This window comes from Streptomyces sp. NPDC026673 (assembly GCF_040638135.1).
In the GTDB taxonomy this organism is placed as follows: Bacteria; Actinomycetota; Actinomycetes; order Streptomycetales; family Streptomycetaceae; genus Actinacidiphila.
Map to the genome: position 1 here is coordinate 83,743 of NZ_JBEZXR010000028.1, position 18,515 is coordinate 102,257.

19 protein-coding genes and 3 tRNA genes are annotated in these 18,515 nt (G+C 71.4%); 5 read left to right on the top strand and 17 right to left on the bottom strand.

Annotated features, from left to right (window positions below; all coding sequences use genetic code 11):
- Positions 1-181: 181 nt before the first annotated feature.
- The 8 genes from rplL to AB0F62_RS20640 form a co-directional block, all read right to left on the bottom strand.
- Positions 182-565 carry a 50S ribosomal protein L7/L12 gene (gene rplL, locus AB0F62_RS20605; RefSeq protein ID WP_361800678.1) on the bottom strand — a complete coding sequence of 128 codons (384 nt, stop codon included), beginning with the start codon at positions 563-565 and terminating at the stop codon, positions 182-184.
- Between the two features lie 81 nt (positions 566-646).
- Entirely contained in the window at positions 647-1,201 is a 555-nt protein-coding gene (rplJ, locus tag AB0F62_RS20610) for a 50S ribosomal protein L10 (protein ID WP_018558859.1), read from the bottom strand.
- 325 nt (positions 1,202-1,526) lie between these two features.
- Entirely contained in the window at positions 1,527-2,453 is a 927-nt protein-coding gene (locus AB0F62_RS20615) for a hypothetical protein (RefSeq protein WP_361800682.1), read from the bottom strand.
- A gap of 162 nt (positions 2,454-2,615) precedes the next feature.
- Positions 2,616-3,341, bottom strand: coding sequence for a 50S ribosomal protein L1 (gene rplA, locus AB0F62_RS20620; protein ID WP_361800685.1), 726 nt, complete (start codon positions 3,339-3,341; stop codon positions 2,616-2,618).
- A gap of 74 nt (positions 3,342-3,415) precedes the next feature.
- On the bottom strand, positions 3,416-3,850 hold the full coding sequence (rplK, locus tag AB0F62_RS20625; protein WP_319135229.1) for a 50S ribosomal protein L11: 435 nt from the start codon (positions 3,848-3,850) through the stop codon (positions 3,416-3,418).
- A 389-nt stretch (positions 3,851-4,239) separates the two neighbouring features.
- A complete protein-coding gene (gene nusG / locus AB0F62_RS20630; protein ID WP_361800690.1) occupies positions 4,240-5,064 on the bottom strand; it encodes a transcription termination/antitermination protein NusG in 825 nt (274 codons plus the stop codon).
- A 69-nt stretch (positions 5,065-5,133) separates the two neighbouring features.
- On the bottom strand, positions 5,134-5,433 hold the full coding sequence (secE, locus tag AB0F62_RS20635; RefSeq protein ID WP_361800693.1) for a preprotein translocase subunit SecE: 300 nt from the start codon (positions 5,431-5,433) through the stop codon (positions 5,134-5,136).
- Positions 5,434-5,497: 64 nt separating this feature from the next.
- Positions 5,498-5,570: transfer RNA gene (locus AB0F62_RS20640), tRNA-Trp, on the bottom strand.
- Between the two features lie 213 nt (positions 5,571-5,783).
- On the opposite strand from AB0F62_RS20640, the gene AB0F62_RS20645 reads away from it, so the two are divergent.
- The gene (locus AB0F62_RS20645) at positions 5,784-7,001 is read left to right on the top strand and encodes a pyridoxal phosphate-dependent aminotransferase (RefSeq protein WP_361800696.1); all 1,218 of its coding nucleotides are present in this window, start codon (positions 5,784-5,786) and stop codon (positions 6,999-7,001) included.
- 139 nt (positions 7,002-7,140) lie between these two features.
- Positions 7,141-8,154: an adenosine deaminase gene (locus AB0F62_RS20650; RefSeq protein WP_361800699.1), complete on the top strand. Its 1,014-nt coding sequence runs from the start codon at positions 7,141-7,143 to the stop codon at positions 8,152-8,154.
- A 327-nt stretch (positions 8,155-8,481) separates the two neighbouring features.
- Here AB0F62_RS20650 and AB0F62_RS20655 read toward each other — a convergent pair whose 3' ends face one another.
- Positions 8,482-9,537 (bottom strand): UDP-N-acetylmuramate dehydrogenase, encoded by a 1,056-nt coding sequence (locus tag AB0F62_RS20655; RefSeq protein WP_361800702.1) that lies wholly within the window; start codon positions 9,535-9,537, stop codon positions 8,482-8,484.
- Positions 9,538-9,592: 55 nt separating this feature from the next.
- The gene (locus AB0F62_RS20660) at positions 9,593-10,762 is read right to left on the bottom strand and encodes a thiolase family protein (protein WP_361800705.1); all 1,170 of its coding nucleotides are present in this window, start codon (positions 10,760-10,762) and stop codon (positions 9,593-9,595) included.
- A gap of 112 nt (positions 10,763-10,874) precedes the next feature.
- Here AB0F62_RS20660 and AB0F62_RS20665 point away from each other — a divergent pair, with 112 nt between their 5' ends.
- Positions 10,875-11,357, top strand: coding sequence for a helix-turn-helix domain-containing protein (locus tag AB0F62_RS20665; RefSeq protein WP_361800708.1), 483 nt, complete (start codon positions 10,875-10,877; stop codon positions 11,355-11,357).
- 454 nt (positions 11,358-11,811) lie between these two features.
- On the opposite strand, the gene AB0F62_RS20670 is transcribed toward AB0F62_RS20665, so the two are convergent.
- From AB0F62_RS20670 to AB0F62_RS20700, 7 genes are all read right to left on the bottom strand, one after another.
- Positions 11,812-13,254 (bottom strand): DHA2 family efflux MFS transporter permease subunit, encoded by a 1,443-nt coding sequence (locus AB0F62_RS20670; RefSeq protein WP_361800711.1) that lies wholly within the window; start codon positions 13,252-13,254, stop codon positions 11,812-11,814.
- Positions 13,255-13,335: 81 nt separating this feature from the next.
- A complete protein-coding gene (locus tag AB0F62_RS20675; protein ID WP_361800714.1) occupies positions 13,336-13,899 on the bottom strand; it encodes a TetR/AcrR family transcriptional regulator in 564 nt (187 codons plus the stop codon).
- 77 nt (positions 13,900-13,976) lie between these two features.
- A complete protein-coding gene (locus AB0F62_RS20680) occupies positions 13,977-14,411 on the bottom strand; it encodes a MaoC family dehydratase (protein ID WP_361800717.1) in 435 nt (144 codons plus the stop codon).
- A 4-nt stretch (positions 14,412-14,415) separates the two neighbouring features.
- Positions 14,416-14,868, bottom strand: coding sequence for a MaoC family dehydratase N-terminal domain-containing protein (locus tag AB0F62_RS20685; RefSeq protein ID WP_361800720.1), 453 nt, complete (start codon positions 14,866-14,868; stop codon positions 14,416-14,418).
- 163 nt (positions 14,869-15,031) lie between these two features.
- Positions 15,032-15,196: a 50S ribosomal protein L33 gene (gene rpmG, locus AB0F62_RS20690; protein WP_004571794.1), complete on the bottom strand. Its 165-nt coding sequence runs from the start codon at positions 15,194-15,196 to the stop codon at positions 15,032-15,034.
- An 87-nt stretch (positions 15,197-15,283) separates the two neighbouring features.
- A tRNA-Met gene (locus AB0F62_RS20695) sits at positions 15,284-15,356 on the bottom strand.
- A gap of 46 nt (positions 15,357-15,402) precedes the next feature.
- Positions 15,403-15,475 (bottom strand) — tRNA-Thr (locus tag AB0F62_RS20700).
- Positions 15,476-15,688: 213 nt separating this feature from the next.
- On the opposite strand from AB0F62_RS20700, the gene AB0F62_RS20705 reads away from it, so the two are divergent.
- Together AB0F62_RS20705 and AB0F62_RS20710 are read left to right on the top strand one after the other, a co-directional pair.
- Positions 15,689-16,933 (top strand): amidohydrolase family protein, encoded by a 1,245-nt coding sequence (locus tag AB0F62_RS20705; RefSeq protein ID WP_361800723.1) that lies wholly within the window; start codon positions 15,689-15,691, stop codon positions 16,931-16,933.
- A 28-nt stretch (positions 16,934-16,961) separates the two neighbouring features.
- Positions 16,962-17,624, top strand: a complete 663-nt coding sequence (locus AB0F62_RS20710; protein ID WP_361800726.1) for an NAD(P)H-binding protein — start codon at positions 16,962-16,964, stop codon at positions 17,622-17,624.
- Positions 17,625-18,515: the final 891 nt, after the last annotated feature.

The window sequence follows — 18,515 nt, forward strand, 5'->3', positions numbered from 1 at the left end:
TCAAGGCCCCCGCCCCGCGGAGATCGTCACAGCTCATGGAAGAGGACGATCCCGGAACGGTGATGATCACCCTACCCGGGTCCGTCGCCGGACCGGGTGACGCACCACGCAAACGACCGAGGGCGGCCACCCGAAAGGGTGGCCGCCCAGCGGCTGATCAGCCCCCCGAAAGGGGCAGGGATCACTTGACCTCGACAGCCGCGCCCGCGGCCTTGAGGGACTCGGCGGCCTTCTCGGCGGCCTCCTTGTTGACCTTCTCGAGGACCGGCTTCGGGGTGCCGTCGACGAGGTCCTTGGCCTCCTTCAGACCCAGGGAGGTCAGCTCGCGCACGACCTTGATGACCTGGATCTTCTTGTCGCCGGCGCCGGTGAGGATGACGTCGAACTCGTCCTTCTCCTCGACGGCCTCGGCGGGGGCACCGGGGACACCGGCGGCAACGGCCGCGACCGGGGCGGCGGCGGTGACGTCGAACTTGTCCTCGAAGGCCTTCACGAACTCGGAGAGCTCGATGAGGGTCATCTCCTCGAACTGGGCGAGCAGGTCGTCCTGGCTGAGCTTCGCCATGATGGCGGTCCTTCCACTAATTCGGCTGGTGCCGGATGTACATGTCGGCGGGCGTACGGGCCCGCTAGAGCACGGGAGTGGTTACTCCGCGTCCTCGGCGGGAGCCGGCGTACCGGCACCGCCCTGCTCGGCCTTCGCGCGCAGCGCTTCCACGGTGCGGACGAGCTTCGACGGCAGGGCCTGGAAGACAGCAGCGGCCTGGCCCTGCTTGGCCTTCATGGCACCCGCCAGCTTGGCGAGCAGCACCTCGCGGGACTCGAGGTCCGCGAGCTTCTTGATCTCATCGGCGGACAGCGGCTTGCCGTCAAGCACACCGCCCTTGATGATGAGGTTCGGGTTCTCCTTGGCGAAGTCACGGAGACCCTTCGCCGACTCCACCGGGTCACCGGTGACGAAGGCGACAGCCGTCGGACCCGCGAACAGGTCGTCCAGCTGGGTGATCCCGGCCTCGTTGGCCGCGATCTTGGTCAGCGTGTTCTTCACCACGGCGTACGTGGCGTTCTCACCGAGCGAACGACGCAGCGTCTTGAGCTGCGCCACGGTGAGACCGCGGTACTCGGTCAGCACGGCGGCGTTGGAGCTGCGGAACTTGTCCGTCAGCTCGGCAACCGAACCGGCCTTGTCGGGCCTCGCCATAGAGCCTCGGCCTCCTTCCGGGTGATTCGGACCGCACGGGAAGGGGCCGGGCAAAACAAACGCCCCGGCGCAGGCGCACGGGGCGTGACTCGACCAGAACCGCTTGCGCGATCCCGGGAGTGCATTCCACTGTCACCTGCGCGGGCCGTCCGCATTCAGCGGATCCTTCGGCTGCCGCACCCTCGCGAGCACGACAACAACCAGCGGTCTTTGGCTTCTGTCGAAGAGTACGCGAACGGGTCGGCGCCAGGCAAATCCGGTGTCGGGGCAGGTCAGCACGGGCTGCACGGGCCGCCCTGCCCCTGACTCGCGGCGTCGCCCGGCGTCAGCCGGCCGCCTTCATGTCCTTCAGCATCGCGAAGAGGTCGACGGTGTCCTTCGCCGGCGGGGCCTCGACCGTGGCTGCGGTGCCGTAGTCGGAGTAGCGGGCCGTCATCCGCACCGTGCCCTCGGGCATCCTCATCCCCACGACCATCTTCACCGGGTAGTGGTCCCCGTTGACCCAGATCTCGGTGTCGTACCCCTTGATGCCCGCCTTCTCGGCGTTGGCGATCACCGCCGCGCGCTGCTTCGCGGAGAGCAGGTCGGCGGCCTTGTTGGCGTCGACCATCTCCGCGAACGTCAGCGTGCCCTTGTAGTGGTCCGTCTCGGCGCCGCCGACCTTCTCCGCCCCGACGTGCTTCAGGTTGGGCGACTGGAGCAGCAGGGCGAGCTGCTCGGACGGATCCTGGTTCAGGTTCCCCAGGCTGCCGCTCATCTGCTTCCGCATCGCCTCGCTGCCGCTCGCCTCGGCCGCGGCCTTGAAGTCCAGCTTCATCCAGCGCTTGCCGCCCATCTCGGCGGCCTGCATCGCCCCCACGTCCATGTACATGACGTCGTGGACCATGATCATGCGCATCTCGGACGGGGCGTCCGGGCCGGCGGCCGCGAGGGCGGAGCCCTTCACGGTGAAGTCCATGACCGCCGGATCCCACCCCTGCACGCCGGTCACCTCCATGGTGCCGCCGCCCTCCACGCCGGCCGGCGTGCTGACCGTCATGCGGACCTTGGCGGACTTGGCCTCCGAGGTCTTCCTGAAGGCGGCCTGGATGATCTCGGCGATCTTGCCCTGGGACTGCACCGCGGAGTGGGGCGCGTCGGCCTTCTTCCGCTTCTTGCCGCCCCGGTCGCCGTCGTCGCAGCCCGCGAGCCCGATCACGACGGCCACGACCGCCAGACCGGCCCCCACACGCTTCGCTGCGGACACGCTCATGAATCCCCACCCCATGCTGTTCGTCGTCTGTGACCCCGCGATGTAACCGCTTGTCACGTTAACGCACCGCACTGACACCGTCGTGCGAAAAAAACCGGCCCCGCGCCTCGGAAGAGGCGCGGGGCCGGTTCACAGCACACGGGCCCGTGGGGCCCGACCCGGTCAGACGGCGGCCGGGTCCTCCTCGACGAGGAGGTTGCGGGTGCGGTTCGGGTCGACCGGGATGCCGGGGCCCATCGTGGTGCTGATGGCGGCCTTCTTGATGTAGCGACCCTTGGCGGCGGACGGCTTCAGACGAAGGATCTCGTCCAGCGCGGCGCCGTAGTTCTCGACCAGCTGCTGCTCACCGAACGAGGTCTTGCCGATGATGAAGTGCAGGTTCGAGTGCTTGTCGACGCGGAACTCGATCTTGCCGCCCTTGATGTCGGTGACGGCCTTGGCCACGTCGGGGGTGACGGTGCCGGTCTTCGGGTTCGGCATCAGACCACGGGGGCCGAGGACGCGGCCGAGACGGCCGACCTTGCCCATGAGGTCCGGGGTGGCGACGACGGCGTCGAAGTCCAGACGGCCCTTCGCGACCTCGTCGATGAGCTCGTCGGCGCCGATGATGTCGGCGCCCGCGGCACGCGCGGCCTCGGCACGGTCACCGGTCGCGAAGACCAGGACCCGGGCGGTCTTACCGGTGCCGTGCGGAAGGTTCACGGTGCCACGGACCATCTGGTCGGCCTTGCGCGGGTCGACGCCCAGACGGAAGGCCACCTCGACGGTGCCGTCGAACTTGCTGGTGGAGGTGTCCTTGGCGAGACGGACGGCCTCGAGGGGCGCGTACAGACGCTCCCGGTCGATCTTGGCGTCCGCAGCGCGGAGAGACTTGCTGCGCTTGCTCACTACTGCTCCTGTGTGTCCTGAGGAGTCGTGGTGCGGGCCGAGCAGGCCCTGCCACGGAACTGCTGGTGGTGTGGTCAGCCCTCGACCGTGATGCCCATGGAACGCGCGGTGCCGGCGATGATCTTCTCGGCGGCGTCCAGGTCGTTCGCGTTGAGGTCGGGCAGCTTGGTCGTGGCGATCTCGCGGACCTGGTCACGCGTAAGCTTCGCGACCTTGGTCTTGTGCGGCTCGCCGGAGCCCTTCTCCACACCCGCGGCCTTGAGGATCATCCGCGAGGCCGGCGGGGTCTTGGTGATGAAGGTGAAGGAGCGGTCCTCGTAGACCGTGATCTCCACCGGGATCACCCAGCCACGCTGCGACTCGGTGGCCGCGTTGTAGGCCTTGCAGAACTCCATGATGTTGACGCCGTGCTGACCCAGCGCCGGGCCCACCGGCGGGGCCGGGTTGGCCGCACCAGCGTTGATCTGGAGCTTGATAAGCCCCGTGACCTTCTTCTTCTTGGGAGGCATGTGCTCTCTCCGGGTCCTAGTGAGAGTTTTCCTGCCTGCGAGCAGGCATACCGCACCACGATAGCGGGTATTGCGGCAAGCCCTGAAACCGGGCAGGTCAGACAGGGAGCGCGACCCGCGCGGAGCGCCGTCGGCACCGCCTCCCGAAGCCGCCGCGATCGGCCCACGCCACCCCGGGCCGCCGGGGAGCCGGGGCCACCGATGCGCGACGGGAAGCCGGAGTGGGGGCGTCCGCACGGCGCCACGCCCGCGCCGGGGCCCTCGTCGCGCAGCGCCCTGCGGGGCGGCGTCCGGTGGCCCTTCCGGCGGCCCGGTGGCCGTCCGCACGCGCGAGGGCCCCTGCTCAACGGGAAGCCGTTGGGCAGGGGCCCTCGCGGATGATCGTTCGACTAGTTCTTCTGGATCTGGTCGAAGCTGAGCTCGACCGGGGTCTCGCGACCGAAGATCTCGACGAGGCCCTTGACCTTCTTCGAGTCCGGGTTGATCTCGTTGATCGTGGCCTGCAGCGTCGCGAAGGGGCCGTCGGTGACGGTGACCGAGTCGCCCACCTCGAAGTCCAGCACCTGGACCTCGACCTTGCGCTTCGGCGCGGCGCCCTCGCCGCCCTCGCCGGCGGCCGCAGCCTGCTCCTCGACCTCCGGAGCCAGCATCTTGGTGACCTCGTCCAGCGTCAGCGGGTACGGGTCGTAGGCGTTGCCGACGAAGCCGGTGACGCCGGGGGTGTTGCGGACGACGCCCCAGGACTCGTTCGTCAGGTCCATGCGCACCAGCACATAGCCGGGCAGCTTGTTCTGGCGGACGGTGCGGCGGTCGCCGTTCTTGATCTGGACGACCTCTTCCTGGGGCACCTCGGCCTGGTAGATGTAGTCCTCGACGTTCAGCGAGACGGCGCGCTGCTCCAGGTTGGACTTCACGCGGTTCTCGTAGCCGGCGTAGGTGTGGATGACGTACCACTCGCCGGGCAGGACGCGCAGCTCCTCGCGGAAGGCGGCGACCGGATCCACCGGGGCCTGCTCCTCCGCGGCTTCCCCACCCGTGAGCTCGTCCTCGTCCTCGTCGACGACCTGGACGGCGGCCTCCTCGGCGGGCTCGCCGGCGGCCTCGTCTGCAGCCTCCGCCTGGTCGATGTCGCCGTCGGCTGCCTCGACGATGTCGAGCGCGGTGTCGTCGCCCTCGACGGTCTCGTCGGCGTCGTACAGGTTCGGGTCAGACACGGTCGCTGCTTCTTCCTTCACGATGTGGAACAGGCGGTCGGGCGCCACGGGCGCCCTCCGCGGGAGGAATCACCCGAAGACGTACGAGACGCCCTTGTTGAATCCCCAGTCAATCACGGTAACGAGCGCGATGATGACCACAACGAAGACAATCACCACGCTGGTGTACGTGATCAGCTCGCTGCGCGTGGGCCAGACGACCTTGCGGAGCTCCGCGACGATCTGGCGGTAGAAGAGCGCGAGGCGCGCCAGGGGGCCCTTCTTGCCGCGCTTGCCGCCGCGGCGGGGCTTCTTGGAGGTGGCGTCCTCGGATTCACTGTCGGGACGACCACTCTCAGGTGTCGCGGTGGAGCCCAGGGCTTCCGTCACTCGGTCCTCACCTGAATCCGGGTCGTTTGCCGAAACAATCCTCAAAGCGTGTGCCTGCTTGTAGCAGGGCCGGAGGGACTCGAACCCCCAACCGCTGGTTTTGGAGACCAGTGCTCTACCAATTGAGCTACGACCCTTTGGGTGCCCCCCAACTTACCGCATCCGAGCGGCTGCACGATGTGTGCGGCCAAGATCAGCTCGCGGGGGCCATCGACGGATGAGTGTACGTGTTCACGGCCCGGGCGTCGAATGCGTTGCGTGTTCGGCGCGGTTCGGCGCGGTTGCGCACGGTTGTGCCCGGAACGTGAACTCGTGTGCTCGGGGCCCGCCGGGTCTGCGACGATGCAGGCATGACCGCTGCAACTGAACGACGCGTGTCGGCCCGCATCGGGTCGATCTCCGAGTCCGCGACGCTCGCCGTGGACGCCAAGGCCAAGGCCCTCAAGGCAGCCGGGCGACCGGTCATCGGCTTCGGAGCCGGCGAGCCCGACTTCCCGACGCCCGACTACATCGTCGAGGCCGCGGTGGAGGCGTGCCGCAATCCGAAGTTCCACCGCTACACCCCGGCCGGCGGCCTGCCGGAGCTGAAGGCCGCGATCGCCGCCAAGACCCTGCGCGACTCCGGCTACGAGGTCGACGCCTCCCAGATCCTGGTCACCAACGGTGGCAAGCAGGCCATCTACGAGGCGTTCGCCGCGATCCTCGACCCGGGCGACGAGGTCATCGTCCCCGCGCCGTACTGGACGACCTACCCGGAGTCGATCCGCCTGGCCGGCGGTGTCCCGGTCGACGTGGTCGCCGACGAGACGACCGGTTACCGGGTCTCCGTCGAGCAGCTGGAGGCGGCCCGCACGGAGAAGACCAAGGTCGTGCTCTTCGTGTCGCCGTCCAACCCGACCGGCGCCGTCTACACGGAGGCCGAAACCGAGGCGATCGGCCGCTGGGCCGTCGAGCACGGCCTGTGGGTGCTGACCGACGAGATCTACGAGCACCTGGTCTACGGCGACGCCGCCGCGGTCTCGCTGCCCGCGCTCTTCCCCGAGCTGCGCGACAAGTGCGTGGTCGTCAACGGCGTCGCCAAGACCTACGCCATGACCGGCTGGCGCGTGGGGTGGATCATCGGCCCCAAGGACGTCGTCAAGGCCGCCACCAACCTGCAGTCGCACGCCACCTCGAACGTGAGCAACGTCGCGCAGGTCGCCGCCCTGGCCGCCGTCTCCGGCGACCTGGTGGCCGTGGCCGAGATGCGGAAGGCCTTCGACCGCCGCCGCCAGACCATCGTGCGGATGCTCAACGAGATCCCCGGCGTCGTCTGCCCGGAGCCGGAGGGCGCGTTCTACGCCTACCCGTCGGTCAAGGGCCTGCTCGGCAAGGAGATCCGCGGCAAGCGGCCGCAGAGCTCGGTGGAGCTCGCGGAGCTGATCCTGGAGGAGGCCGAGGTCGCCGTGGTCCCGGGCGAGGCCTTCGGCACCCCCGGCTACCTGCGCCTTTCGTACGCGCTCGGCGACGAGGACCTGGTCGAGGGCGTCTCCCGGCTGCAGAAGCTGCTGGGCGAGGCCAAGGCCTGAGCGAGCCCGGCCGAACCGCCCCGCGGGGCCCCGGACCGATCGGTCCGGGGCCCCGCGTGTGTGTGCGGGCAAGCGCTCGTTCGGGGAAAGCACGGGAAAGCGGTACCGGCACCCCCCGCCGGTGCGGCAGGATCTGTGAATGGCACGCGATGTATCCCTCCTCCCCAAGGCGCACCTCCACCTGCACTTCACCGGCTCGATGCGGCCCGCGACCCTGCTGGAGCTCGCCGACAAGTACGGAGTGCACCTCCCCGAAGCGCTGACCTCGGGTGAGCCGCCCAAGCTGCGCGCCACCGACGAGCGCGGCTGGTTCCGCTTCCAGCGCCTGTACGACATCGCGCGGTCCGTGCTCCGCTCCCCCGACGACATCCGGCGCCTGGTGCGGGAGGCCGCCGAGGAGGACGCCCGCGACGGCTCGGGGTGGCTGGAGATACAGGTCGACCCCACCTCGTACGCGCCCCGCCTGGGCGGGCTGATCCCGGCGCTGGAGATCATCCTGGACGCGGTGGAGACCGCCTCCCGGGACACCGGTGTGGGCATGGCCGTGCTCGTCGCCGCCAACCGCACCAAGCACCCCCTGGACGCCCGCACGCTGGCACGGCTCGCGGTGCGCTACGCGGACCGCGGGGTGGTCGGCTTCGGGCTGTCCAACGACGAGCGCAGGGGGCTGGCCAGGGACTTCGACCGGGCTTTCGCCATCGCCCGGGAGGGCGGGCTGCTGGCGGCGCCGCACGGCGGCGAGCTGGCGGGCGCGGGCAGCGTCCGCGACTGCCTGGACGACCTGCACGCCAGCCGCGTCGGGCACGGCGTACGGGCCGCCGAGGACCCGCGGCTGATGGCGAAGCTCGCCGAGCGGGGCGTCACCTGCGAGGTGTGTCCCACGTCCAATGTGGCCCTGGGCGTCTACGACCGGCCCCAGGAGGTCCCGCTGCGCACCCTCTTCGACGCCGGGGTGCCGATGGCGCTGGGCGCGGACGACCCGCTGCTGTTCGGCTCACGGCTCGCCGCGCAGTACGAAGTGGCCCGGGACGCACACGGTTTCACCGACGAGGAACTGGCCGAACTGGCCCGTCAGTCGGTGCGCGGTTCCGCGGCGCCGGAGGGCGTGCGGACCAAGCTGCTGGCGGGGATCGAGGACTGGCTCGGCGGCTGATCCCGGCCGGGACGGCGCGGGCGTACGTGCCCGCGAACGCGTCCGGCGACCGGTCGTCCACGGGTTCGCCCGGACAGCGGGCGAGGCAGCCACACCGGTGCCGGACGCCCGGCGGCGGCGCGCCCGCCGCCTTGGGGTCGGCGTCCGCCCGGATGGGCCCGTTGCGGCGCTCCGCGCGGGCCGGCCTGGCACACGCGGTGCTCGCGGTGACCGGCGGCGTGGCGGCTGTGAGGCGGCGGTGTGCAGGCGGTCCGGGAGGCGTACCGGCCGGCCGGGCCACGGCGGTGAGCCGAGGGGCCCGCAGCGGCCTGGCCCGGCCTGGAGCTGCTAGAGGCTGACGCCGACCGTCACCGGCTCGTTGACCAGCGTGATCCCGAAGGCCGCGCGGACGCCCTCGACGACCTCGCGGGCAAGGGCGAGCAGGTCGGCCGTCGTGGCCGCGCCCCGGTTGGTCAGGGCGAGGGTGTGCTTGGTGGAGATGCGGGCGGGGCCGGTGCCGTAGCCCTTGGCGAAGCCCGCCCGGTCGATCAGCCAGGCGGCGGAGGTCTTGATGTGGCCGTCGCCCGCGGGGTAGGCGGGGGGCGTGGCGTCCGGACCGAGGCGGTCGTGGACCCGGGTGAGGAAGTCCGCGTACCCGGCCTCGGTGAGGACGGGGTTGGTGAAGAAGGAGCCCGCCGACCAGGTGTCGTGGTCCTCCGGGTCGAGCACCATGCCCTTGCCCGAGCGCAGTTTCAGCACCGTCTCGCGGACGGTGCCCAGGGCCACCCGGTCGCCCGCCTCCACACCGAGGGCGCGGGCCACCTCCGCGTACTTCACCGGACCGGACAGGCCCCCGGCGTCCTCCAGGGCGAAGCGGACGCGCAGCACCACATAGCGCGCGGGGTCCGCCTTGAAGCGGCTGTGGCGGTAGGAGAAGGCACATTCGGCGCCGTCCAGGGCGACGGTCTCGCCCGTGGTCCGGTCGTACGCGATCACCTCGGTGATCGTGCTGGACACCTCCTGGCCGTACGCGCCCACGTTCTGGATCGGCGTCGCCCCGGCGGAGCCCGGGATGCCGGCCAGGCACTCGACTCCCGCCAGGCCCGCCTCGACGGTGCGGGCGACGGCGTCCGTCCACACCTCGCCCGCGGCGAGCTCCAGCTCGGTACCGCGCAGCTCGAAGCCGCGCGTGGCGACGCGCAGCGCGGTCCCCGCGAAGCCCTGGTCGCCGATCACGAGGTTGCTGCCGCCGCCGATGACCAGCAGCGGCGTCCCGGCCGCGTCCGCCTCGCGGACGGCCTCGACGACCTCGGCGTCCGTGGTCGCCGTGACCAGACGGGTGGCGGGGCCGCCCAGGCGGAAGGTGGTCAGGGGCGCGAGCGGGGCGTCGTGGAGTACGTGCACGGCATTCAGGGTACGGGGCGGACGGCCTCGTCCAGGGGCCGCCCGCCCCGTGCGCTCAGAGCGCCTCGAGGATCGTCGCGTTGGCCAGGCCGCCCGCCTCGCACATGGTCTGCAGGGCGTACCGGGCGCCGCGCGCCCGCATGGCGTGGACGAGGGTGGTCATCAGCCGTGTGCCGCTGGCGCCGAGCGGGTGGCCCAGGGCGATGGCGCCGCCGTTGACGTTGACCTTGGCGGGGTCCGCGCCGGTCTCCTGGAGCCAGGCGAGGACGACGCTCGCGAAGGCCTCGTTGACCTCGAAGAGGTCGATGTCGGCCAGGTCGAGCCCGGCGCGGCGCAGGACGCGCTCGGTGGCCGGGATGACGCCGGTCAGCATCAGCAGCGGGTCCGAGCCGGTGACCGCGAAGCTGTGCAGCCGGGCGAGCGGGCGCAGCCCGAGGCGCTCGGCGGTCTCGCTGCTGGTGATCAGCACGGCGGAGGCGCCGTCGTTGACCGGGCTGCTGTTGCCGGCGGTGACCGACCAGTCGATCTGCGGGAAGCGCTCCGCGTAGCCGGGGTCGGCGAAGGCGGGGCGCAGCCCGGCGAGGATCTCCGGGGTGGTCGTGGGACGTACGGACTCGTCCGTGGCGAGCCCGGCGAGCGGCGCGACCTCGGCGTCGAAGGCGCCGGCCGCCCACGCGGCGGCGGCCTTGCGGTGCGACTCCGCGGCGAAGGCGTCCATCGCCCCGCGGCTCAGCGACCACTTGGCGGCGATCAGCTCCGCGCTGACGCCCTGCGGCACGAGTCCGCCCGGGAAGCGCTCCGCGACGCCGGGGCCGAACGGGTCGGCGCCCGGGGGCACGTTGGACCACATGGGCACACGGCTCATCGACTCCACGCCACAGGCGACGACGACGTCGTACGCGCCGGCGATGACGCCCTGCGCGGCGAAGTGCACGGCCTGCTGGGAGGAGCCGCACTGGCGGTCGACGGTGGTCGCGGGGACGGAGTCGGGGAAGCCGGCCGAGAGCCAGGCCCAGCGGGTGGTGTTCATGGCCTGCTCGCCGACCTGGTCGACGGTGCCGCCGATGACGTCGTCGACGAGCGCCGGGTCGATCCCGCTGCGCGTGACGAGCTCCCCCAGGGTGTGGGCGAGCAGTTCCACCGGGTGCGTCCCGGCGAGCGCCCCGCCCGGCTTGCCCTTGCCGATGGGGGTGCGGACGGCTTCGACGATGACGGCGTCACGCATGACGTTCTCGCCTCCTGCGAATGGAGCGTGTCGGTTTGATTTTCAAACTATGAACGATGACAAGGCTAGGGCGAGTCGGTTCGAAATCACACAGCCATGTGAAACTGGGCGGGTGAGTCCGACCACACCTGTGCCCCCGCTGCCGGGACGCCCCTGCTCCGCCGCCGCGGCGCTCTCCGTCGTCGGCGAGAAGTGGGCCCTCCTCGCGGTCCGCGAGATCCTGTTCGGCAACCGGCGCTTCGACGCCATCGCCCGCAACACGGGCGCTCCGCGCGACCGCCTCACCGCCCGACTGCGCGCGCTGGAGGAGTCCGGCATCGTCGAACGGCGCGCCTACAACGAGCGGCCGCCGCGGTACGAGTACCACCTGACGCGGGCCGGCCGTGACCTCGCACCGGTCATCCGGGCGCTGGTGGCGTGGGGCGACAGGTGGGTCATGGACGAGCCGCCGGTCGTCCTCCGGCATCGCGACGGCCACCCGGTGGACACCGTCGAGTACTGCCGCACCTGCGGCGAGGAGGTCCACGACCGCGACCTCGAAATCGACGTCCGGGGCGCGGAGTGGACGCGTACGGGTCCGGCGGCGTCCGTCTGAACCGTGCGCGCCGCACCCGGTACGCACGGCCTCCCGGGCGCCCGACCGGGGCGCCCGGGAGATCCGCGGCCCGGTTCGGGCTCCGGAGCGGGCCGGTTGTTTGCGGGGTGCCGGTCTCGTAGCCGTCCGCCGGTAGAGACGGCCGGTGACCACGCCCACCCTTCGCGGGTGGCGCGCCCGCCGTAACCTGCGTCTTCGGGTGATTCCCCGACAGCGCAGCGGGCTTGGTGAGTCGACTTCCGAGATCGGGCTCTGTTTCGCCGACATATTCGGCGGAAGCGGGCCCGATCTGCCGTGGACCCGCAGACGCGGGTCACGGCGGGCGCGCCCACCACCGGCAGCGGGCGTGGAAGCGGCCATCTCTACCCGCGGACGGCAACGAGACCCGCGCCGCCGGAAAGGCACCCCGTTCCGGCGCCCGTCCCGGCCGGGCCGGGACCGCCCCGGAGTGGCTTCAGGGCGTCGCGTCCACCAGGGCCTCGCGCGCCACGGGGACCGAGCCGGCCGCCCCCGGGGCGCGGCGGCCCGGGACCAGGAGAGCGGCGAGCGCGCCGACCGCGACGGCCGCCGCGCCGACCCAGAGCGCCGGGGTGAGGCCGTCCACGAACCGCGTCGCGGACTCGTAGCCGCCCTGCGCGGAGAAGACCGCCGCGAGCGTCGCCACCCCGAGGGCCCCGCCGACCTCGCGGAGGGCGTTGTTGGCGCCCGAGGCGATGCCCTGCTCCTCCGGCCGTACGCTGCCCATCACGATGTTGGCGCTCGGCGCGAAGTACATCGCCATCCCGATGCCGCTCACGATCAGCGCCGGCACCTGTGCCGCGTACGACACGCCCGGCTCGACGACCACGGCGAACCAGCCGAGCCCCAGCGCCTGCAGGGCGAGGCCGATGGCGACGACCGGACGGCCGCCGACGCGGTCGGAGAGGAAGCCCGCGATCGGCGCCACGATCATCGGCATGCCCGTCCAGGGGAGCATGCGCAGCCCCGCTTCGGTCGGGGAGTAGCCCGCGACGCCTTGGAGGAACTGGCTGAGCAGGAAGATCGAGCCGAACATGCCGAGGAACATCAGCAGGCTGGCGGCGTTGATCGCGGCGAAGGCGCGGCTGCGGAAGAGGCGCATCGGCAGGATCGGATTGCGCGCCCGGGCACCGTGCCGGACGAAGGCGGCCAGCAGCACGCCGCCGCCGAGGAGCCCGCCGAGGACCGGGCCGCTGGTCCAGCCGTCGGCGTTGCCGCGTACGAGGGCGTAGACGATGCCGAACAGGCCCGCGCTGGCGAGCACCGTGCCGACCGCGTCGAGCCGTGGGTCGGGACCGCGGCTCTCGGCGAGCCGCAGCCGCGCGAGGGGCAGCAGGAGCAGACCGAGCGGGACGTTGACCCAGAAGATCCACTGCCAGGAGATGTGCTCGGTGAGCGAGCCGCCGATCAGCGGTCCCGCGGCCACGGCGAGCCCGTTGACGGCTCCCCAGATGCCGAAGACCATGCCCCGCCGCTCGGGCGGGACGGCCGCCGACAGCAGTGTCAGGGTGAGCGGCATGAGGATCGCGGCACCGACGCCCTGGACGGCGCGTGCGGCGATGAGTTCGCCCATGCCGGGGGCGAGCGCGGCGGCGGCGGAGGCCGCGGAGAAGATGCCGAGGCCGACGAGGAACATGCGCCGGCGGCCGAAGCGGTCGCCCAGGGCGGCGCCGAACATCAGGAGGACGGCGAAGGTGAGCGTGTAGGCGCTCACCGTCCACTCCAGGTCCTCCAGGGCGCCGCCCAGGTCCGCCCGGATGGACGGCAGCGCGGTGGTGACGACCAGATTGTCGAGCGCCGCCATGAAACCGGCGACGCTGGTGATGACCAGGGCCCAGCCGACGCCTCCGCGCCTGACCCCCTGCGATGACTGTTCCACGATCTTCCCCCAACTGGTTAGTTATTGATCAATAACTTTTGCGGGCACAGCCGCACCCCGCGAAACGGCCGACGCGACCCGTCAGCCCTTCCCGGGGAAGCGGTCGGCATACAGGTCCTCGATCCCCTTCCAGCCGCGCTCGTCCTGCGGGACACCGAGCGCCACCAGTACGTTCACGAGCATTCCCGTGCCGAAGAACTCCGCCGTCTCGCGGTCGTCCACCCCTGTGCGCGCCCTGACGAAGTCCCACAGACCCAGCCAGCCGCGCCGGCAGGCTTCGCGGACCTCCTCGTCGTCGACGGCGGCCACATACATCTGCAGCTGCATCCGCAGGACGTCGCCGTCCCCGATGAGCTCCTGGTACGAACCGCACATCGCCTCGAACGCCCGCTCCCCCTCCAGCCCTTCGGCCGCCTTCTCGAAGTGCGCCTCGATCCTCTGGACACACCGCGCGGCGGCGGCCAGGAACAGCGCCTTCTTGTTCGGGAAGAGCCGGAAGAGGTACGGCTGCGACACACCCATGCGCTGGGCGATGACGCCGGTGGAGGTGCCGTTGTAGCCACCTCTGCCGAACTCCGTCATCGCCGCGCGGATCGCCGCCTCGCGGCGCTCCTCCGCGCTCATCCGCATGCTGTCGCCTGCCATGCGAAGTAAGTTATCAGTCAATAACAAGCAGACGCAAGAAGGGGGCGGCGGTACGCCCCGCCGCCCTGCCCTCACGGCTATGCCAGCCGGACCACCGCGCGCGACATGCCCAGCACCTTCTGCCCGGCGCTGACGGCCGTCACATCCACCCGGACGGTGCGCTCGTCGTCGTCGAGCTTGGCCGCGACCTTGGCGCTGACCTCGATCAGCGCGCCCGTACCGTCGTTCGGAACGACGACGGGCTTGGTGAAGCGCACCCCGTAGTCCACGACGGCGCCCGGGTCGCCCACCCAGTCCGTCACGACGCGGATCGCCGAGGCCATGGTGAACATGCCGTGCGCGATGACGTCCGGCAGACCGACCTCCTTGGCGAACTTCTCGTTCCAGTGGATCGGGTTGAAGTCCCCGGAGGCGCCCGCGTACTGCACGAGTGTGGCGCGGTTCACAGGGAAGGATCGCGCCGGCAGTTCGGTGCCGACCTCGACGTCGTCGTAGGAGATCTTCGCCGCCATCAGCTCACTCACCCTCCGGCGCGCGCGCCACCAGCTTCATCAGCGCCGTCACCACGTGCTCGCCGCTCTCGTCGTGGACCTCGCCGCGGACGTCGATGACGTCGTTGCCCGCGAGCGACTTGATGGCCTCGATGGCGACCGTGACCGAGAGGCGGTCGCCGGCCCGCACCGGGCGGGTGTAGCTGAACTTCTGGTCGCCGTGCACCACCCGGCCGTAGTCCAGCCCCAGCTCCGGGTCGAGGACGACCTGCCCCGAGGCCTTGTAGGTGATCACGAAGGGGAAGGTCGGCGGCGCGATCACGTCCGGGTGGCCGAGGGCCTTGGCCGCATCGGGGTCGGTGTAGACCGGGTTCGGGTCCCCGACCGCCTCGGCGAACTCGCGGATCTTCTCCCTGCCCACCTCGTAGGGAGCGGTGGGCGGATACGTCCGCCCCACGAAGGACTGGTCCAGCGCCATCGGCACCTCCTGGAACTGTGTTCTGTGTCGTCGCGTCGTCGCGCCGTCGCGTCATGCGCGCGACGGCGTCGGGTCGCCGTGTCCCTGACGGCGTCGGCCGACCGGCCAACGCCAAGAGGCCGCCCCCGGTGACAGGGGCGGCCTCTTGGTCTTACGGCCTGGATCAGCGCGTCTCGCGGTGCGCGGTGTGCGCGTTGCAGCGCGGGCAGTGCTTCTTCATCTCAAGACGGTCCGGGTCGTTGCGCCGGTTCTTCTTGGTGATGTAGTTCCGCTCCTTGCACTCCACGCAGGCCAGCGTGATCTTCGGGCGGACGTCGGTGGCGGCCACGTGAGTGCTCCTTGACGAACGGCAATAAGGTTTGAACACGGAAAGAGTAGCCGATTGAGGGACCGATCCCACAATCGGCTACGCGTGTAGCGGCGACCGGACTTGAACCGGTGACACAGCGATTATGAGCCGCTTGCTCTACCGACTGAGCTACGCCGCTTCGATGAAAAGATCACCCGCCGGGTGGCGGGTCATCCGATCATCAGAGCCCCAATACGGAATCGAACCGTAGACCTTCTCCTTACCATGGAGACGCTCTGCCGACTGAGCTATTGGGGCGAGCGAGGAAGACATTACACGGTCCGCCGCCGAAGGTGAAATCCGTATCTTGCGGGCACCCGCCGGACCGCTCCCCACCTCCACCGACCCACCCGCCAGGTCCCATACGTCACTTGACGTCACCAGTACGACTATTCGCTCTTCCCGGACGGACCGGGCACCGCGCCCTAGGCTCGGAACCGCGTGATCTTGCCTCCGGCCCCGAGGAGCGCGATGACCGACAGCCAGCCGCAGCAGCCCACCGACCCGCCGCTCGGCGAAGCGGCTCCCGCCCCCGCCCTCCTGCTCTGCGACGCCCGCCTCGCCGACGGACGCACCGTCGACGTGCGCCTGGCCGGAGCGCGCATCGAAGCCGTCGGCACCGCCGGCAGCCTCCACGAGGGCACCCGGGTCGACCTGAGCGGCTATCTCCTGCTGCCCGCCCCGGCCGAACCTCACGCCCACCTGGACACCGCGCTGACGGCCGACTGCGCGGGCCCGCCCTCGTACGACGCCGAGGACGTGCAGCGCCGGGTCACCGAGGGCGCCCTCCACCAGCTCGGCCACGGCGCGACCGCGGTGCGCACCCACATCCGCATCGGAGACGTCCAGGGACTGCGCGCCCTGGAGGCGGCGCTCCAGGCCCGCCGCGCGCTGCGCGGGCTGGTCGACCTGCAGACCGTGGCCGTGCCCCGTGTCCTCACCGGTCCCGCCGGGGCCGACGGCCTCGCCGTGCTCCGCGACGCCCTGAAGATGGGCGCCGGCGTGGTGGGCGGCTGCCCCGACCTCGACCCCGACCCCGGCGGCTACGCGGAGGCCGTGCTCTCGGTGGCGGCCGAGTTCGGCCTCCCCGTCGACCTGCACACCGACGCCGGGGACCCCGCCCGGCTCTCCCGGCTCGCCGCGATGGCCGGCGGCCTGCGCCCCGGCGTGGCCCTCGGTCCCTGCGGGGGCCTGGCCCGGCTGCCGTACGACACCACCGTCCGCCTCGCCGGGCAGCTCGCCGCCGCCGGGGTCTCGCTCACCGCCCTCCCCCAGGGCGGCTGCGGGGCTCTGGAATCCGTGCGCCGCGGCGGCACCGCGCCGGTACGGACCCTGCGGGCGGCGGGCGTCCGGATCGCCGCGGGCAGCGGCGCGCTGCGCGACCTGACCAACCCGGTCGGCCGCGGCGACCCCCTGGAGGCCGCCTTCCTCCTCGCCTCCCACGGCGAGTGCGCTCCCGGCGAGGCCTACGAGGCGGTGAGCCGGGACGCCCGCGCCGTCATGGGGCTGCCGGAGGTGCGGGTCGAGGCGGGCTTCCCCGCGGAGCTGCTCGCGGTCCGCGCCGACCGGCTGGAGAGCGCGCTGTCCCTCGCGTACAGCCGGATCGTCATCCACCGGGGCCGGGTCGTCTCCCGGACCAGCGCGGTGCGCGAGTACACCGACACCCTGGCGCTCGACCTGCCGCGACAGTCGAGGAGCCGCCGTGACCCGGCATGAACGGCGCGCCGGGCGTAGCGTCGGTGGCATGCGCACTGTGATCGCGGGTGGACATGGACAGATCGCGCTGCGGCTGGAGCGGCTGCTCGCCGAGCGCGACGACGAGGTGGCGGGCATCATCCGCAAGCCGGAACAGGCCGATGCCCTGCGGGAGGCCGGGGCCGAGCCGATCGTGCTCGACCTGGAGGCGGCCTCGGCGAACGACGTGGCCGAGGTGCTGCGCGGCGCGGGCGCGGTCGTCTTCGCGGCCGGCGCGGGGCCGGGCAGCGGCGTCGCCCGCAAGGAGACCGTCGACCGGGACGCCGCCGTGCTTCTGGCCGACGCGGCCGAACGCGCGGGCGTACGCCGTTATCTGATGGTCTCCGCCATGGGTGCCGACACCGACCCCCGCCCCGGCACCGACGACGTCTTCGCCGCCTATCTGCGCGCCAAGGGCGCGGCGGACGCCGAAGTACGCCACCGCACCGCCCTGGACTGGACGATCCTGCGCCCCGGCCTGCTCACCAACGACCCGGGGACGGGGCGGGTCCGGCTCGCCGCCTCCACCGGGCACGGCTCGGTGACCCGCGACGACGTCGCCGCGGTGCTCGCGGAACTGCTCGACACGCCGTCGACGGCCGGGCTGACCCTGGAGCTGATCGGGGGTCACACTCCGGTGTCCGTCGCGGTGAAGGACATCGCGGGCAACTGACCACCGGCCCTTTTCCATGGACTCCGTGGCGGCCGGACGGTTCATTCCGGGAATTCCCGGGGCCCCATGCCGGAAGCCTCCTGATCGCCGACGCGACGGGGATGCGTACGCCGATTTCCGCGGGCCGTGAGGCGTCCGGCGGCAGTGCGACGCTGGTGGCGTCCTCGAAGATCCGGGAAAGGCACGACCCGGAATGCGGTCGCCGCCGGAAGAGAACGAACCGGACCGCAGAGCCCTTCGACGGCTTGAAGGCGACAGAGGTCCCTTCCTCGACGTCCGGGCGGCCGCGGTCCGACGGTCGCATGGTGCTTCTCACCGAGGGCGAAGCACTTCGCCGCGCCCCGATGGCGGTGAATCCTCAAGGGCGGCGCACCCGTCCGCGACGCATCACCGCCGTCGTCCGACGTCCCGCCCAACGGGAGACAGGCGATGTCCGTCATCGTCGCCCTGGATTCGACGGCCGATTTCCTCAATCTGGGGACGGGTTATGCGTTGGACGGCGTCGACCTCGCCGGACACATCGGCCCTCACCTGGCCACTCACGGCGCTGGTGAACCGCACGCTCGGGTTCCGGACGATTTCCAGCCGGGCCCGTGTCCTGCGCATCCGGTTCGCCGGAATGGCCCGGTGGTGTTCCGCCGGGCGGCGCTCATCACCGTTTCCGGACTCGCCTCCGGACACCGACCTCGAAATCCGCGATGCCCAAATGCGTGTGCGGGAGGCGGTGAGAGGCCCGGGTACAGCCGAGATGCGATCAGCACCGCCGTGGGCTGCACTTGGTCGTATCGGGAAGGGCCAGCGCCATCCCCCTCACGTCACGGAGAGAGCATGCCGATGAAGCCCCCGGCACCCCCGTTCACGCGCGAGACCGCCATCGAGAAGGTCCGCCTG

Coding starts and splice junctions, on each gene's coding strand:
- AB0F62_RS20675 (WP_361800714.1), bottom strand. CDS start 13,899: ATGGCAGGCGACAGCATGCGGATGAGCGCGGAGGAGCGCCGCGAGGCG.
- AB0F62_RS20645 (WP_361800696.1), top strand. CDS start 5,784: ATGACCGCTGCAACTGAACGACGCGTGTCGGCCCGCATCGGGTCGATC.
- AB0F62_RS20615 (WP_361800682.1), bottom strand. CDS start 2,453: ATGAGCGTGTCCGCAGCGAAGCGTGTGGGGGCCGGTCTGGCGGTCGTG.
- AB0F62_RS20705 (WP_361800723.1), top strand. CDS start 15,689: ATGACCGACAGCCAGCCGCAGCAGCCCACCGACCCGCCGCTCGGCGAA.
- AB0F62_RS20650 (WP_361800699.1), top strand. CDS start 7,141: ATGGCACGCGATGTATCCCTCCTCCCCAAGGCGCACCTCCACCTGCAC.
- rplL (WP_361800678.1), bottom strand. CDS start 565: ATGGCGAAGCTCAGCCAGGACGACCTGCTCGCCCAGTTCGAGGAGATG.
- AB0F62_RS20660 (WP_361800705.1), bottom strand. CDS start 10,762: ATGCGTGACGCCGTCATCGTCGAAGCCGTCCGCACCCCCATCGGCAAG.
- AB0F62_RS20685 (WP_361800720.1), bottom strand. CDS start 14,868: ATGGCGCTGGACCAGTCCTTCGTGGGGCGGACGTATCCGCCCACCGCT.
- AB0F62_RS20710 (WP_361800726.1), top strand. CDS start 16,962: ATGCGCACTGTGATCGCGGGTGGACATGGACAGATCGCGCTGCGGCTG.
- rplJ (WP_018558859.1), bottom strand. CDS start 1,201: ATGGCGAGGCCCGACAAGGCCGGTTCGGTTGCCGAGCTGACGGACAAG.
- rplK (WP_319135229.1), bottom strand. CDS start 3,850: ATGCCTCCCAAGAAGAAGAAGGTCACGGGGCTTATCAAGCTCCAGATC.
- AB0F62_RS20680 (WP_361800717.1), bottom strand. CDS start 14,411: ATGGCGGCGAAGATCTCCTACGACGACGTCGAGGTCGGCACCGAACTG.